This is a genomic window from Ekhidna sp., from assembly GCF_040223195.1.
In the GTDB taxonomy this organism is placed as follows: domain Bacteria; phylum Bacteroidota; class Bacteroidia; order Cytophagales; family Cyclobacteriaceae; genus Ekhidna.
The window spans coordinates 135,864-148,885 of sequence record NZ_JAVKDX010000012.1 but is presented as its reverse complement, the minus strand read 5'-3'; the positions used below and the strand labels follow the sequence as shown (position 1 = coordinate 148,885).

Annotated in this window: 10 protein-coding genes and 1 tRNA gene; 5 read left to right on the top strand and 6 right to left on the bottom strand. The window is 43.6% G+C overall.

Translation table 11 applies throughout. The annotated features are described in order from the left end of the window. Window positions 1-105 precede the first annotated feature (105 nt). The 3 genes from RLN88_RS05495 (at window position 106) to RLN88_RS05485 (ending at window position 3,365) form a co-directional block, all read left to right on the top strand. Window positions 106-1,557 (top strand): M28 family peptidase, encoded by a 1,452-nt coding sequence (locus RLN88_RS05495; RefSeq protein ID WP_350220373.1) that lies wholly within the window; start codon window positions 106-108, stop codon window positions 1,555-1,557. Between the two features lie 333 nt (window positions 1,558-1,890). After that, on the top strand, window positions 1,891-3,225 hold the full coding sequence (locus RLN88_RS05490; RefSeq protein ID WP_350220372.1) for a dihydroorotase: 1,335 nt from the start codon (window positions 1,891-1,893) through the stop codon (window positions 3,223-3,225). Window positions 3,226-3,288: 63 nt separating this feature from the next. After that, a tRNA-His gene (locus tag RLN88_RS05485) sits at window positions 3,289-3,365 on the top strand. Between the two features lie 212 nt (window positions 3,366-3,577). Here the strand turns inward: RLN88_RS05485 and RLN88_RS05480 are convergent. Beyond that, on the bottom strand, window positions 3,578-4,585 hold the full coding sequence (locus RLN88_RS05480; protein ID WP_350220371.1) for a hypothetical protein: 1,008 nt from the start codon (window positions 4,583-4,585) through the stop codon (window positions 3,578-3,580). A gap of 57 nt (window positions 4,586-4,642) precedes the next feature. Beyond that, window positions 4,643-5,812 (bottom strand): hypothetical protein, encoded by a 1,170-nt coding sequence (locus RLN88_RS05475; protein ID WP_350220370.1) that lies wholly within the window; start codon window positions 5,810-5,812, stop codon window positions 4,643-4,645. Between the two features lie 83 nt (window positions 5,813-5,895). Here RLN88_RS05475 and RLN88_RS05470 point away from each other — a divergent pair, with 83 nt between their 5' ends. After that, a complete protein-coding gene (locus tag RLN88_RS05470) occupies window positions 5,896-6,573 on the top strand; it encodes an SDR family NAD(P)-dependent oxidoreductase (protein ID WP_350220369.1) in 678 nt (225 codons plus the stop codon). 25 nt (window positions 6,574-6,598) lie between these two features. Here the strand turns inward: RLN88_RS05470 and RLN88_RS05465 are convergent, their stop codons facing one another. Continuing rightward, window positions 6,599-9,592: a PKD domain-containing protein gene (locus tag RLN88_RS05465; protein WP_350220368.1), complete on the bottom strand. Its 2,994-nt coding sequence runs from the start codon at window positions 9,590-9,592 to the stop codon at window positions 6,599-6,601. A gap of 91 nt (window positions 9,593-9,683) precedes the next feature. On the opposite strand from RLN88_RS05465, the gene RLN88_RS05460 reads away from it, so the two are divergent. Further along, window positions 9,684-10,178, top strand: a complete 495-nt coding sequence (locus tag RLN88_RS05460; protein ID WP_350220367.1) for a hypothetical protein — start codon at window positions 9,684-9,686, stop codon at window positions 10,176-10,178. Between the two features lie 42 nt (window positions 10,179-10,220). Here RLN88_RS05460 and metK read toward each other — a convergent pair whose 3' ends face one another. From metK to RLN88_RS05445, 3 genes are read right to left on the bottom strand one after another with little or no spacing between them, the layout of a single operon-like run. Beyond that, on the bottom strand, window positions 10,221-11,474 hold the full coding sequence (gene metK, locus RLN88_RS05455) for a methionine adenosyltransferase (RefSeq protein WP_350220366.1): 1,254 nt from the start codon (window positions 11,472-11,474) through the stop codon (window positions 10,221-10,223). 52 nt (window positions 11,475-11,526) lie between these two features. Beyond that, window positions 11,527-12,237 carry an SAM-dependent methyltransferase gene (locus RLN88_RS05450; RefSeq protein WP_350220365.1) on the bottom strand — a complete coding sequence of 237 codons (711 nt, stop codon included), beginning with the start codon at window positions 12,235-12,237 and terminating at the stop codon, window positions 11,527-11,529. Continuing rightward, the gene (locus RLN88_RS05445; RefSeq protein ID WP_350220364.1) at window positions 12,234-12,998 is read right to left on the bottom strand and encodes an alpha/beta fold hydrolase; all 765 of its coding nucleotides are present in this window, start codon (window positions 12,996-12,998) and stop codon (window positions 12,234-12,236) included. Before RLN88_RS05445 ends, RLN88_RS05450 begins: the two co-directional genes overlap by 4 nt. Between the last annotated feature and the right edge of the window lie 24 nt (window positions 12,999-13,022).

Sequence of the window (13,022 nt, the reverse complement as noted above, 5' to 3'; positions counted from 1 at the left end):
TTCAGGACAAAAAGCATTTACACCCTAACCATTAGTGTAAATATTTGGTTTACCCGCTATAAAATTCTTTAGTTTTAAACCTGATTTTTAATACGTTATATCACAATGAGAAAATTGACATATGCATTGGGCTTAATTGTAGCCTTTGGACTCCTGGCACAGGATAAAAATGCCATGAAGTTTGCAAAAACAATTACAGCAGATGACCTGAAAGAACACCTCACGGTTCTGGCTTCAGATGAATATGAAGGAAGGGAAACGGGTAAGAAAGGGCAGAAAATGGCGGCAGAGTACATTGCCAATCATTTCAAATCCCTGGGTTTTGAAGCCCCAGTAGAGGGATCCTACTTTCAAAAGTTTAATCTGACAGAGTCCACCATTGGGTTTGTTTATTTCAAAAAGGGAGAGGAGAAGAAAATTGGCTTTGACGATTTTGTGTACTACTCCAAAGCGGAAACCATGGGTGAGGAATACATCAAGACTGTGATGGAAGTAGAAGGGGATGACATGCGTGCTTATGATGGAGCTTACGTGGTATTTGCAACGGAGCAAATGGGCGGCTTGCAGGAAAAGATTGACCAGGCCAAAGAAAAGGGAGCAGCCGGATTCATTGTGGTACTTAAAAATGACGATGAGTTCAATTCTGTAGTGACACGATTTGGGCCATACTTGAAAAGACCAAGCCTGGGGCTGGATAGCCGGGACAATGAAGCGGACAAGATGATCATTGTAAACAGAGAGCTTGCAGGCTGGATGTACGGAAAAGCATTTGAAGAAATCAAAGCGGGAGATGAGGCTGAAGTCATTTTCAATGCCGACTATCTGGATAAGCCGATAGGGACGGAGAATGTTCTAGGCCTTCTGAAAGGGACAGAAAAGCCGGATGAGATTTTAGTGATTACGTCACACTACGATCACGTTGGAATTATCAATGGGGAAATTCATAATGGTGCGGATGATGACGGATCCGGAACAGTAAGTGTACTGGAAATTGCGGAAGCTTTTTCGGAAGCTTCCAAAAAGAAAAAGGGGCCAAAAAGAAGCATCCTTTTTATGACCGTGACAGGCGAAGAGAAGGGATTGCTTGGTTCAAGATATTATACGGATACTGATCCGATTTTTCCATTGGAAAATACCGTGGTAAACCTGAACATTGATATGGTGGGCCGTGTAGACGAAGCACATGCGGAAAACCCTGACTATGTTTATTTGATTGGTTCGGACAAGCTTTCTCAGGAATTGCATGAGCTTTCTGAGAATGTGAACAAAACCTACACAAATCTGGAATTGGACTATACCTACAATGACGAGAATGACCCGAACCGATTCTACTACAGGTCTGATCACTACAACTTTGCGAAGAACAACATTCCAATCATTTTCTATTTCAATGGTACCCATGCGGATTATCACAAGCCGACTGATACAGTGGAGAAAATAGACTTTGAAACGATGGAAAAGAGAGCAAGACTGGTATTCTATACCGGATGGGAAATAGCAAACCGACCGGAAAGAATTAAAGCGGATAAAAAGGAAGGGGAGGACTCTGGTGAGTAAGGAGTTGTGAGAAATTGATCATTGTGGGGCCTTCGCCCCACAAGATCTTTTCAACCAGCTATGGAAAGAAAGACTATTAAAAATCCATCTTTCTGGCACAAGTATAAATATTATATGCGGTTTCCATGAAAGTTTTAGATCAAAAAAATCATGAAATCTTACTATTTTCAATTGATCTTCAATTAAATGTTTGATTATGAGCTTTTTACGAGCTCATTTTTTATTTTAGGAGAGAAGAACCGTTAGTGCGAGAATGTAGAGATCAGAGCGATAGTGTAAGGATATAGTTGTTGGAGTTTCCAATAAATTCATATTTGAAAGTAAAAAAATTATATGTTCTTAATTAAAGAGGTAAGCATTGTCAATGAAGGAAAAGTGATCGAGGCGGACGTCCTGATCAAAGGCGATCGCATCGAAAAGATTGGGCAAAACCTCAGAGCAGATTCCAATCACATCGTCATCAGCGGAAGCGGTTTGCATCTTTTCCCGGGAGTAATCGATGATCAGGTCCATTTCAGAGAGCCAGGACTTACCCATAAGGGAAATATTTTCACAGAGTCTAGAGCGGCGGTGGCTGGAGGTGTTACTTCTTTCATGGAGATGCCCAACGTAAACCCACAGACCATTACTCAAGAGTTGCTTGAAGCCAAGTATGAAATTGGTAGAAAAAGTGCACTTGCCAACTACTCCTTTTATATGGGAAGCACCAATGACAATCTGGAAGAGATCCTGAAAACAGATCCGGCCAATGTGTGCGGGATCAAGATCTTCATGGGCTCATCCACAGGCAATATGTTGGTTGATGATCAGGAGACTCTGGAAAGCATTTTTAGAAACGCACCGATCCTGATTGCCACACACTGTGAAGATGAGGCAACCATTAGGGCCAATACGGAGAAGTTTGTGGCCCAATACGGTGACAATATCCCATTCAGGTATCATCCGGTGATTCGGGATGAGGAGGCCTGCTACCTGTCTTCTTCCAAAGCAGTGGAGCTGGCTAAGAAGAATAATACGCGTCTGCACATTCTGCACATTTCCACGGGAAAGGAGACCAACCTATTTACCAATGAAATTCCGTTGAAAGAAAAGCGAATTACCTCAGAGGCATGCATCCATCACTTGTGGTTTTCTGATCAGGATTACGAAGAGAAGGGCTCATTCATTAAGTGGAACCCGGCAGTGAAATCAGCGAATGATCGGGATCAGATTTGGGAGGCTCTACTGGACAACCGCATTGATGTGGTTGCTACGGATCATGCTCCTCATACGCTGGAGGAAAAGCAAAACCCATATATGAGCGCTCCATCTGGAGGGCCACTCATTCAGCATACGCTGGTGGCGATGCTTGACTTTTATTATCAGGGGAAAATATCCCTGGAGCGGATCGCTGAAAAAATGAGCCATGCCGTGGCTGAATGCTTCGAAGTAAGAGAGAGAGGTTATATCCGTGAAGGATACAAAGCAGATTTGGTTTTGGTAGACTTAAACAAACCGTGGACGGTCTCTCGTGATAATATCCGTGCAAAGTGTGGATGGTCTCCATTCGAAGGGCATACATTCAAGTCTTCTGTCGAAAAGACTTTTGTGTCTGGGCATCTGGCCTATTCCGACGGAAAATTGGATGAAAGTCAAATGGGTCAGCGGCTTGCTTTTGATCGAAAATAATCGTTTGCAGATTTCGCTTGTGGTGTTAACTTTGCAATCCTTTTCAGGAATGCCTGATAAATGGTGGTTGTAGTTCAGTTGGTTAGAACGCCTGATTGTGGTTCAGGAGGTCGCCGGTTCGAGTCCGGTCTTCCACCCCAGAAAAATGAAGCAGTTACAGAGATGTGGCTGCTTTTTTGTTTATCGACCTCCTGAGGTTTCTAAACGTGGTTCAGGAAGTCGCCGGCCAAAGGTTGGTCCCATCGAGATCGATCTTCCAACCTCAAGAGCTACATAGATGTGACTGTTTTTTTATTGTTGTGAGTTCTTCGCTCAGTGTACTAATCAGAATTGTCAGGAAGGAGAATGGAGGTCACTTGGCATTAGCTGCCACTCTTTTTCTCCGGTAATCCACATAGTTTTTCCAGTTCTTTAGATACGATTCCCAACCCTTGGGATTGTATTGGTTGATGTCTGCTTCCACGCTCGCATACAGTTCGTCCACTATTTCATACTCGTCCATCAGGCCGTATACCAGAATAAGGTTTTGATAAGCAAGTGCAGCTACTTCTTCATTTACCTTGGCTTTATCATCAATCATGTTTTTGGAGGCAACCACATTCTTCCAAATCTCCAAGGCTCCCTGTAGCCGTTCTTTGCAGATATCAGGCATATATTTTTGATCGATGCGATGAAGCGCAAAGGCTGCCCGGGCTATGTCTACCGCTTCGTCCAGCTCCGGATAGGTGTACTTCTTGTATTTTTTTATTCGCAGGATAGGGACGCTTCCCTCGATCGGCGGATATCCTATGGCATCACTCAGCTCCGAACTCAATTTCTCAATGTTCTTTTTTGTGATCTCCGGATCATAAGTGTTTGCAAGACTACTCGCATTGCTCACGTACCAATTTTCAGCGCCTACTTCCGAATCCTGCCACTCTCCGTGCTTTACATATGCATGGTCATCGATGGTTTCGGATAAGAAGGGATTACTATCACCTGATGGAAGGCTGACGGTATAATGCAATGCACGATTAAAGGTGACTACTTTGTTGTATTTGGTTTTGTCATCAATTTTTGTGGAGTTGTTGTAGTTAGTGATGCTCATAGTGTCGCCCACCACCGTGATCCTTACTCCTTCATTTTCTGTACGCTCTAGCCCCCAGATACCCAGCTTATCCAGATCAAATGTGTGGTTTTTTCTGATGTAATCCTTTTCTAGTTTGTCCAGTTTATACACTAAGTGGAAGTTATTCATTCCGTCCGGTAGGGGATTACTGGGAAGGCGGGTATGATGATAAGGTGCTGCAACGCTCTCTGATTTTTGTGCAAATGAGCAAACTGAACTCCCCAAAAGAAGTGCAAAGGCGAATCGTTTCATGGGTATTAGGTTAGGTACACGAAACAAGTTACCAACTTTTTTTAATTGGGTGAATACTTACCCCTTGATTGGCATCCGCTTAAATTCCTTTGTTCGGTCAAAAAGGTATCGGTAGGTATAATGGGTTTTCACAACCTCACCACCAACCTGGTCTACCACTGCCAGCATTTTTGGGTTGAAATCCCCAATCCAGTTCATCTCCAAAAGTGGGTATCGCTTGTATTTATCCTGCACCATCACTCGGGTGGCGTGGATTAGTGCACCGTCCACTCCTTTACCCTGGTGCTCGGGAGAGATGCCGAATACCAGCCCCATCATTTTTTTGTTTGTCTTGCGAATTTTGTGGTAGAGGAACTTCAGCTTACCGATCAGATCAAGTTTTCCATTCACATGTTTGAAGACCTGGTTTAGCTCAGGAATATTGATGTAGAAACCGACCGGCTTGTCTTTATGGTAGCCAAACCACATGATCTTCTCATCCATGATCGGCTTCATCTTTTGGATGATCGCATTGGCTTGCAGGGAAGTCATTTTTGCCACTCCCGGGTGTCTGGCCCAGGCATCATTGTATACGGTGCGAAAATCTTCAGCATACTTCTTTAGCTTACTTTTCTCAATGTGCCGAAAGCTGTATTCAGGATCACGGTTGGCCTTGTCTGCTTTTTCTTTCAGTCTCGGGTCAAGTGGCTCGAATACGTTTCGGCCAAAAGTGAACTGTTTGAAGTACATCTGAAAACCGTAGGTTTCGAATAAATTTTGATAGTACGGAAAGTTGTAGTTGCACTGATAGTTGGGCTCCCGATCAAACCCTTTGATGAGCAATCCCCACCAGGCATCCCGGTCACCAAAGTTGATCGGGCCATCCATCGCTTCCATGCCACGCTCCTCCAGCCATTTTTTCCCAGCATCAAAGAGCAGGTTGGCAGCTTCTTGGTCATCTATGCACTCAAAGAACCCTACCCCGCCAGTTGGTTGATCATTGTCTTTGTTGACTGTTTTGTGATTGATGAAGGCAGCTATTCTTCCGATTGTCTCATCCTTTTTATTTTTTAAAATCCAGCGGATGCATTCTCCGTTTCTAAAGGTTTTATTTTTCCGCGGATCGAAAACTCCCTCCACATCCTTATCCAACGGACGAATCCAGTTGGACTCGCTGCGGTAAAGGCGAACGGGGAACTGCAAAAATTCTTTGGCTGTTTTCTTATCCTGTACTTCTATGATTTGCATGGAAGAAATTTTTGGGCAAATAAAATACGAATCTAATTGGAAGAAAACTCTGACAAGCGGATCATTTAATCTTTGCACTAAATATGAGAAAGCGAATCGTAGTTACAGGTGGAAACCGTGGCATTGGAAAGGAGATATGCCGACAGCTGGTGGAGCAGGGGCACGATGTGGTGCTTACTGCCCGGTCGGTAGAAAAAGGTGAAGACGCTGCATTGGAAGTAGGAGCAAAATTTCGTGAGTTGGATGTTTCCAACAGGGACAACATTCTAGAGTTTATCTTCAAATACAAAGAGGAAGTGGGAGCTCTGGACGTGCTGATAAATAATGCGGCTATTTTGGTAGATGATGGCATGAATGTACTCACTGCTGATCTGAACGTGGTTCATCTCACGCTTGAGACGAATGTTTTTGGGCCATGGATGCTTACGCAAGGGTTAGCTACTTTGCTGGAGAAGTCTCCTGATGGTCGAATCATCAATCTTTCCAGTGGTATGGGAGCGATTGGCGATTTAAGAAGTGATCATCCAGCCTACCGGATTTCAAAGACGGCATTGAATGCGCTGACGATCATGACCCATTCGCAGCTGGGTGCAACAGTAAAAGTGAACGCCATGTGTCCAGGATGGGTGAGGACTGACATGGGAGGTGCCAGTGCATCAAGACCAGTAGAAAAAGGTGCCGAAACGGCCGTTTGGCTGGCAACAGCTGATGAAATTCCAAATGGAAAATTTTTAAGGGACAAAAAGGTGATTGAGTGGTGAGGCTTCTTTAAATAAATTATCGTCTTTATTCCTTTATTATCCTCACCACATTTATTCGCTCTCCATTAATAAACTTAAGTACATACACCCCATCCGAGAGATTTCCAATACTCATTTTGAAATCTTCGTTAGCAATCACCTCTTTAACCACCTCACCGGACATGGATATGAGTTTGATGGTGGTATTGGGCGCATCAACTTTAATGAAAAGTTGATCCTGAGAGACGCTTGGGTACACATGCGTTGATTTCTCCGAAATACTCAAAACATTGTTTACAGAAATAAAATCTTCCATTAGGAGTTGATCTTCAGTATCTCCGGAGAGAACTAATGTAACATCAAACTCACCATGTTCATTATATGTTATTGTTGGATTTTGATCATTGGAGGTGCTTGGTGTTCCGCCCTCAAACGTCCATTCCCAGCTAGATGGATTTCCCTCATATACAGATGAAAAAGTCACACTTTTCCTTCTATCAACAGGATTAAAATCTGCGGATATTGACTCTATTGAGATCAAGTCTAAAACTGTAATCTTCTCCGATCTTGTTGCTCCGTTTAAGTTGACATCATATTTTCCCGCCTCCAGGTAAGTAACGACTGGGGATGCCTCAGAAGAACTACTTGGTGTTCCACCTTCAAATGACCATTCATAGCCATCTAGCTCATTTTCTAAGGAGGCACTAAATGTTACACTTTCTCCTTCCAGCACAGTGATCGGATCTGCCGAGATTTGCAACACGCCTGAACCATCTGTAATAATATCAGCTGACCATAAGCCTCTTCCATAGGTTGCGGCTACAATTTTTTTAGATGCATAATGAATTTCCAACTCATTCACTATCACATTTGGTAAACCATCGAACCAGGGCTCCCAGTCACCAGCGTTGGTTTTTTGGTATACTCCAATATCAGTTCCCACATAAAGCTGATCATCGGAGTTTCGTTGGTGAACAATGCAATTTATAGGCAGGTTTGGAAGGCCCTCCGAAACATTAGTCCAGGAATTTCCTCCGTTCGAGGATTCATACACCTTGTTTTTATCATTATAACCGGAGAAAGTGACCCACAATTTCTCCGGGTTTTCTTCTGAAATAGTAATATATGAAAGATACTCTGACGGCAAACCGGCACTTATGTTTGTCCAATTCTCACCACCATCAGTTGTACTGTAGGTAGAGTATCCTGTGGAGGCATACATGTAATCTGGGTTTGTAGATGACACTTTTAAGCTGGTTATGTTAGAGCTTGATCCAAAATCTGAAATTTCTTCCCAAACACCACTTGAGTTATCATATTTCCAAACATTTTGATAACCTGCATACAAGAAATTATTGTCCATAGGATCCAACATATAGGGAGTAACCCATGCTCCTGTGCCATTAAGATCTCCTGCGATATCTTCGATACTTCCTGCCCCTCTATTGGTATACCTAAGCAAGCCGCCAAACTGATATGTGCTGTAAACAATATCCCCATCTGTATGATCGATGAGCGCCTCCATTCCATCTGCACCAAATATGTGTGTCCATGTGCCATTGATCATGATATTGCTTCCATTATCCTGTGCTCCTGCAATAATTACGTTTTCATCATTGGGATCAAGCCCAAGACGATAAAGCTGTGTGTTGTTAAGTCCTTCAGAGAGATCTTCCCAGCTTTGGCCAAGGTTGGAGCTTTTCCAGATTCCACCGTCGCACCCGGCATATAATTCACCATTTAAGAAATCCAGGGTATGGTTATCAGCATGAACATAGTTGTTTGTATTGGAAGGGTTGTAGACCCAGAAATTCAAGATTTGATAATCATTTCCGTCTTGCCAGCTTTCTCCACCATCCTTTGAGTTCCAAATGTGAATTCCACTTACATAAATATCATCAACATCATCCGGATTTACGGCGATAGCCAGGTCATACCAGCCTTGTCCACGATCATCAGCCGCCTCTGGGTCATAGCCGAAAATATTGGGACTGTCTGACTGCAATGAAAACGTCTGGCCGGAATCTGTGGACCTATATACACCACCAAATAATGAATTGCTCGACGAGGCGAGAATGTAGACATACGCCGGATTATCCGGACTGACACCAATGGCTGTTCTTCCTGAGTTTTGAATCGGGGTAGAAACATTGCTCCAAGTGTCTCCTCCATCCTGAGAAAGATTAAAGATGCTTGAAGAACTTGTGCTGGCATAAACTACGGATGAGTTTCCAGGCTTGAATTCGATATCCGTGAAGGATCCACTCCTTACCATAGTCCAGGACTCTGCTCCATCCTCCGATTTCCATATTCCACTCGTGCCGGCGATTAAAAGAATGTCACTATCATTAGGATCAACAATCATTCGATACATTCTGCGAAAGTCTGTGGCTTGAGGGCTGAAATTGGAATTGTTTGCCCAAGAAACACCCCCATCTGTTGACTTAAAGACTCCATGGCTGTAAGTATCTGCACCGTATGCATCCCCTGTCAAAACGTACATCTTGTCCGGATCTGCCGGATCAATGAAAAAATCAGTAACTCCAAGGATGGGAAATTCTTCAGACAGAGTAGTCCAGCTGTTTCCCCCGGTCTCGCTTTTCCACAATCCACCACCTGCTGTACCTACAAACAAAATGTCCGGATCAGTTGGGTGAATATCAATACTATTCACTCTTCCAATTCCCGGATTATATCCGTTAGTGCCGTTTTGCCATGAATATGGTCCAAGTGCTTCCCATCCACTGCTCTGAATCCGCGATTTTGACGCCCTAGCATTTTCTTTTTTTCTGATTGAGTAGCTGGAGGCAATGTTTGCTATCTGACCATTTATCAACCTTGGCGCATTTTTATACTCCCAGCGCTTAAACTGTTTATATCCATTTCCCTTTTCCAGTATTTTTCCATCCCATTCATTATAAAAAGCTTCCTGTATTTTTTGAAAATCTCGCTCGCCTTCCCAGAGGAGTCTTTGCCACTCCTGGGAATATGCACCAAGTGAAATGATGACTGCAATAAGTATTAATGTGAGCTTCTTCATTTTAATCAGATAGTTGAGCTTTAAATTTATGCAAAATTGTGTTCGGAGACCTTCATATAATTATTATGTGTTTGGCTAAAAATATGAAAACATGAAATACGTGAACTTTTGTACCCGAATTTTAATACCGGTAGTTATTTTGATATCCTGTAAAACAAGCGAAAACTATTCTGGCTCAGAGAGTATTGATGTGCTTAAACTCAAAGATAAGTACAGCAAACAGGTTTTTTTTAGTTTGTTGAACACTTCAAATAAATCAGTACAAATTGAATCGACAGAACAATTGTATATTGAAAAAGAAGAAGGAGGAAAATGGATTAGAATACCATTTGTGCCTTGTGCTTGTGGGACGCCATGCAAGCCGCCGATTGTATTTGAGTTGAAGCCTAATGAATCTATTGAGATTTCGTGGGGTTTAATGTCGAGAAAGTGCGGAAATGAGAGCGGCATGATTCCTCCGGTCAAAACCTTAGAGGAAAAAGTATCGAGCGGTAACTACAGAATGATTTTTAATGTGAATAGACAAAAAGATGGAATGAGGATACCTCCGGAGAAGTTGGTGGTGGGGTTCTCCGTAAGGAATTAATCGTAATTGCTTTCAACCTAACTTACCCGCCCACTTCATAAATTACAAACCGAAAGCTTCTTTCACCCGATCAACATAATCAAGCTTTTCCCAGGTAAAGGTCTCCACCACTTTTTTCACTTCTTCACTTCCACTTCCTTTGAAGATCACTTGCTTTACCTCAGGGTTTCGACCCATGTGCCCGTATGCGGCTGATTCGGAATAAATGGGCTCTTTTAGCTTTAATCGTTTGATGATGTGCGCAGGCCGCATGTCGAAGATTTTTTCTACGATTTTTGCAATTTCTCCGTCTTTCATACTCACGTTCGATGTGCCGTACGTGTTTACATAAATACCCATTGGTTCCGCCACCCCGATGGCGTATGAAACCTGCACGAGCACTTCATCTGCCACTCCGGCTGCCACCAGGTTTTTGGCAATGTGCCGGGTAGCATATGCTGCGGATCGGTCCACTTTGGATGGATCTTTTCCTGAAAATGCCCCACCGCCGTGAGCACCTTTTCCGCCGTAGGTATCCACAATGATTTTCCGTCCGGTCAGTCCTGCATCGCCATGAGGCCCGCCGATCACAAACTTTCCGGTTGGGTTGATGTGGTATTTGATCTGCTCATTGAACAGCGCCTGGTTTTCCGGCTTCAGTTTGGCTTGAACCCGTGGAATCAAAATGTTGATAATGTCTTCTTTGATCTTTTTGAGCATGTTGTCTTCATGGTCAAATTCATCATGCTGGGTAGACACAACGATGGCATCAATTCGCACCGGCTTGTTGTCATCGTCATATTCAATCGTCACTTGCGACTTGGCATCCGGACGCAGATAGGTCATCTCTTTCCCTTCCTTACGTATTGCCGATAGCTCCATCAATATTCGGTGAGAAAGGTTTAGCGCAAGCGGCATGTAGTTTTCAGTCTCCTTGGTGGCATACCCAAACATCATCCCCTGATCGCCGGCACCCTGCTCGTCTTCCGATGCTCTATCCACACCCTGATTAATGTCCGGAGACTGCTCATGAATCGAAGAAATAACCCCACAGGAGTTCCCATCGAACATATACTCACCTTTGGTGTAGCCAATCTTGTTGATCACTTCTCGTGCAATTTGCTGCACGTCCACATATGCTGACGTCTTCACTTCTCCAGCAAGCACCACCAGTCCTGTTGTCACCAATGTTTCGCATGCAACCTTGCTGTCTGGGTCAAAGGCTAGAAAATGATCAAGCAAAGCATCGGAAATCTGATCGGCGATTTTATCCGGGTGTCCTTCGCTCACGGACTCTGAAGTGAATAAATAGGGCATGTATTATCCTGTTAAAGTTGGTCGGCAAATTTATACGATTCGATGAACTCACCTATGGGAATTGTCCAAAACTAAAGATCGCTGGAATTTTATGTATCTGAATGTCAGTCTTCTGCCACTTCGATATTGGTTGGGTCATAATTTTCTCATTAGACCCAGAAATATCAGCGGAAATACTCAGGAGGGTGTCGGGCCTGCAGGTTTTCAGCATGTCCTTGATCAGCAGTTGATTTCGGTAGGGCGTTTCCATGAAAAGCTGGGTGTAGCCAGACTCACTCAGCTTTTCCAGCTCCCTGATTTTTTGCTGCCGCGGGTTTTTGTCAATAGGGAGATACCCATGAAAGGTGAATTTCTGTCCGTTGAATCCCGAAGCAATTAGTGCCATCTGGATGGAGGAGGTTCCGGGCATGGGCACTACCTGTACGTGCGTTTGATGGGCAAAGCTCACCGCCAAATTTCCAGGGTCGGCCAGGCAGGGAACACCAGCCTCTGAGATCACTGCCATGTCTTTCCCCTTTCGGATCGGCTCAAAAAGCGGATACATCTGATCCCAGTTGGATTTTTTGTTAAGGAGTTGAAATTGAAGATCTTCTATTATTATTCCCGCTTTTAGGCTGCTGATATACCTTCGAGCGGTCCGCAGATTTTCCACAAAATAATGCTTCGTGTTCTTCAACACCTCAGTCACCATTGGGGAAATGAAAGAAGCATCATTATCGGAGGACAGGTAAGTTGGAATTAGAAAAAGTTTGCCTTGATTCATGATGCTAAAAATTCAATGACCATTTCTCCCAGTTCCTTTGGCTTTTCGGCATGTACCCAATGTCCGGCATCCTTCACAGTGGCAATCAAAGCCTTTGGAAAATGTTCCCTAATCAACTCATGATCCTGATCGGTGATGTAATCGGATTTACCTCCAGCGATGAAGAGTGTTTGCCCCTCAAAACGGAGATCCCCTTCTATCCCTTCGCCCACTTTTTCTATGGCCCTTTCAATCGCTGACAGATTTAGTTTCCAGGAAAAGCTGCCATCTTTGTTACGATCGAGGTTTTTCAGAATGAACTGCCTTACCCCAAAGTTCTTGATCACCACCGCCATCTGGTCATCAGCATCTTTTCTGTTTTCCAGAGTCGCTAAATCCACCGAGTGAAATCCTTCAAAAATCTGCTGATGGTGAGGAGGGTAATATTTTGGTGCGATATCAACAATGATCAGTTTATCTACTCTTGCAGCCTGCTGAGTGGCTAGGTGCATGGCCACTTTTCCTCCCATGGAGTGTCCCAAAATATGTGCTTTACTAATCCCTTCATCTTCCATCAGCTCCACCACATCTTTTACCATCACATCATAATCAAACTCATCGCTGTGCGGAGAATTTCCATGGTTTCTCAAATCAACAAGATAGACTTTAAACCTATCAGCAAAAACCTTCCCAAGTGTCTGCCAGTTATCAGAAGACCCGAACACGCCGTGCATGATGATGAGGGGCTCGCCTTCTCCCAATGTTCTAAAATGTAGTTTCATCTACGCTTAATTGTTTGTAGGGCT

Bases quoted from the DNA above. Each gene is read 5' to 3' on its own strand.
- RLN88_RS05495 (WP_350220373.1), top strand. From the start codon at position 106: ATGAGAAAATTGACATATGCATTGGGCTTAATTGTAGCCTTTGGACTC.
- RLN88_RS05490 (WP_350220372.1), top strand. From the start codon at position 1,891: ATGTTCTTAATTAAAGAGGTAAGCATTGTCAATGAAGGAAAAGTGATC.
- RLN88_RS05480 (WP_350220371.1), bottom strand. From the start codon at position 4,585: ATGAAACGATTCGCCTTTGCACTTCTTTTGGGGAGTTCAGTTTGCTCA.
- RLN88_RS05475 (WP_350220370.1), bottom strand. From the start codon at position 5,812: ATGCAAATCATAGAAGTACAGGATAAGAAAACAGCCAAAGAATTTTTG.
- RLN88_RS05470 (WP_350220369.1), top strand. From the start codon at position 5,896: ATGAGAAAGCGAATCGTAGTTACAGGTGGAAACCGTGGCATTGGAAAG.
- RLN88_RS05465 (WP_350220368.1), bottom strand. From the start codon at position 9,592: ATGAAGAAGCTCACATTAATACTTATTGCAGTCATCATTTCACTTGGT.
- RLN88_RS05460 (WP_350220367.1), top strand. From the start codon at position 9,684: ATGAAATACGTGAACTTTTGTACCCGAATTTTAATACCGGTAGTTATT.
- metK (WP_350220366.1), bottom strand. From the start codon at position 11,474: ATGCCCTATTTATTCACTTCAGAGTCCGTGAGCGAAGGACACCCGGAT.
- RLN88_RS05450 (WP_350220365.1), bottom strand. From the start codon at position 12,237: ATGAATCAAGGCAAACTTTTTCTAATTCCAACTTACCTGTCCTCCGAT.
- RLN88_RS05445 (WP_350220364.1), bottom strand. From the start codon at position 12,998: ATGAAACTACATTTTAGAACATTGGGAGAAGGCGAGCCCCTCATCATC.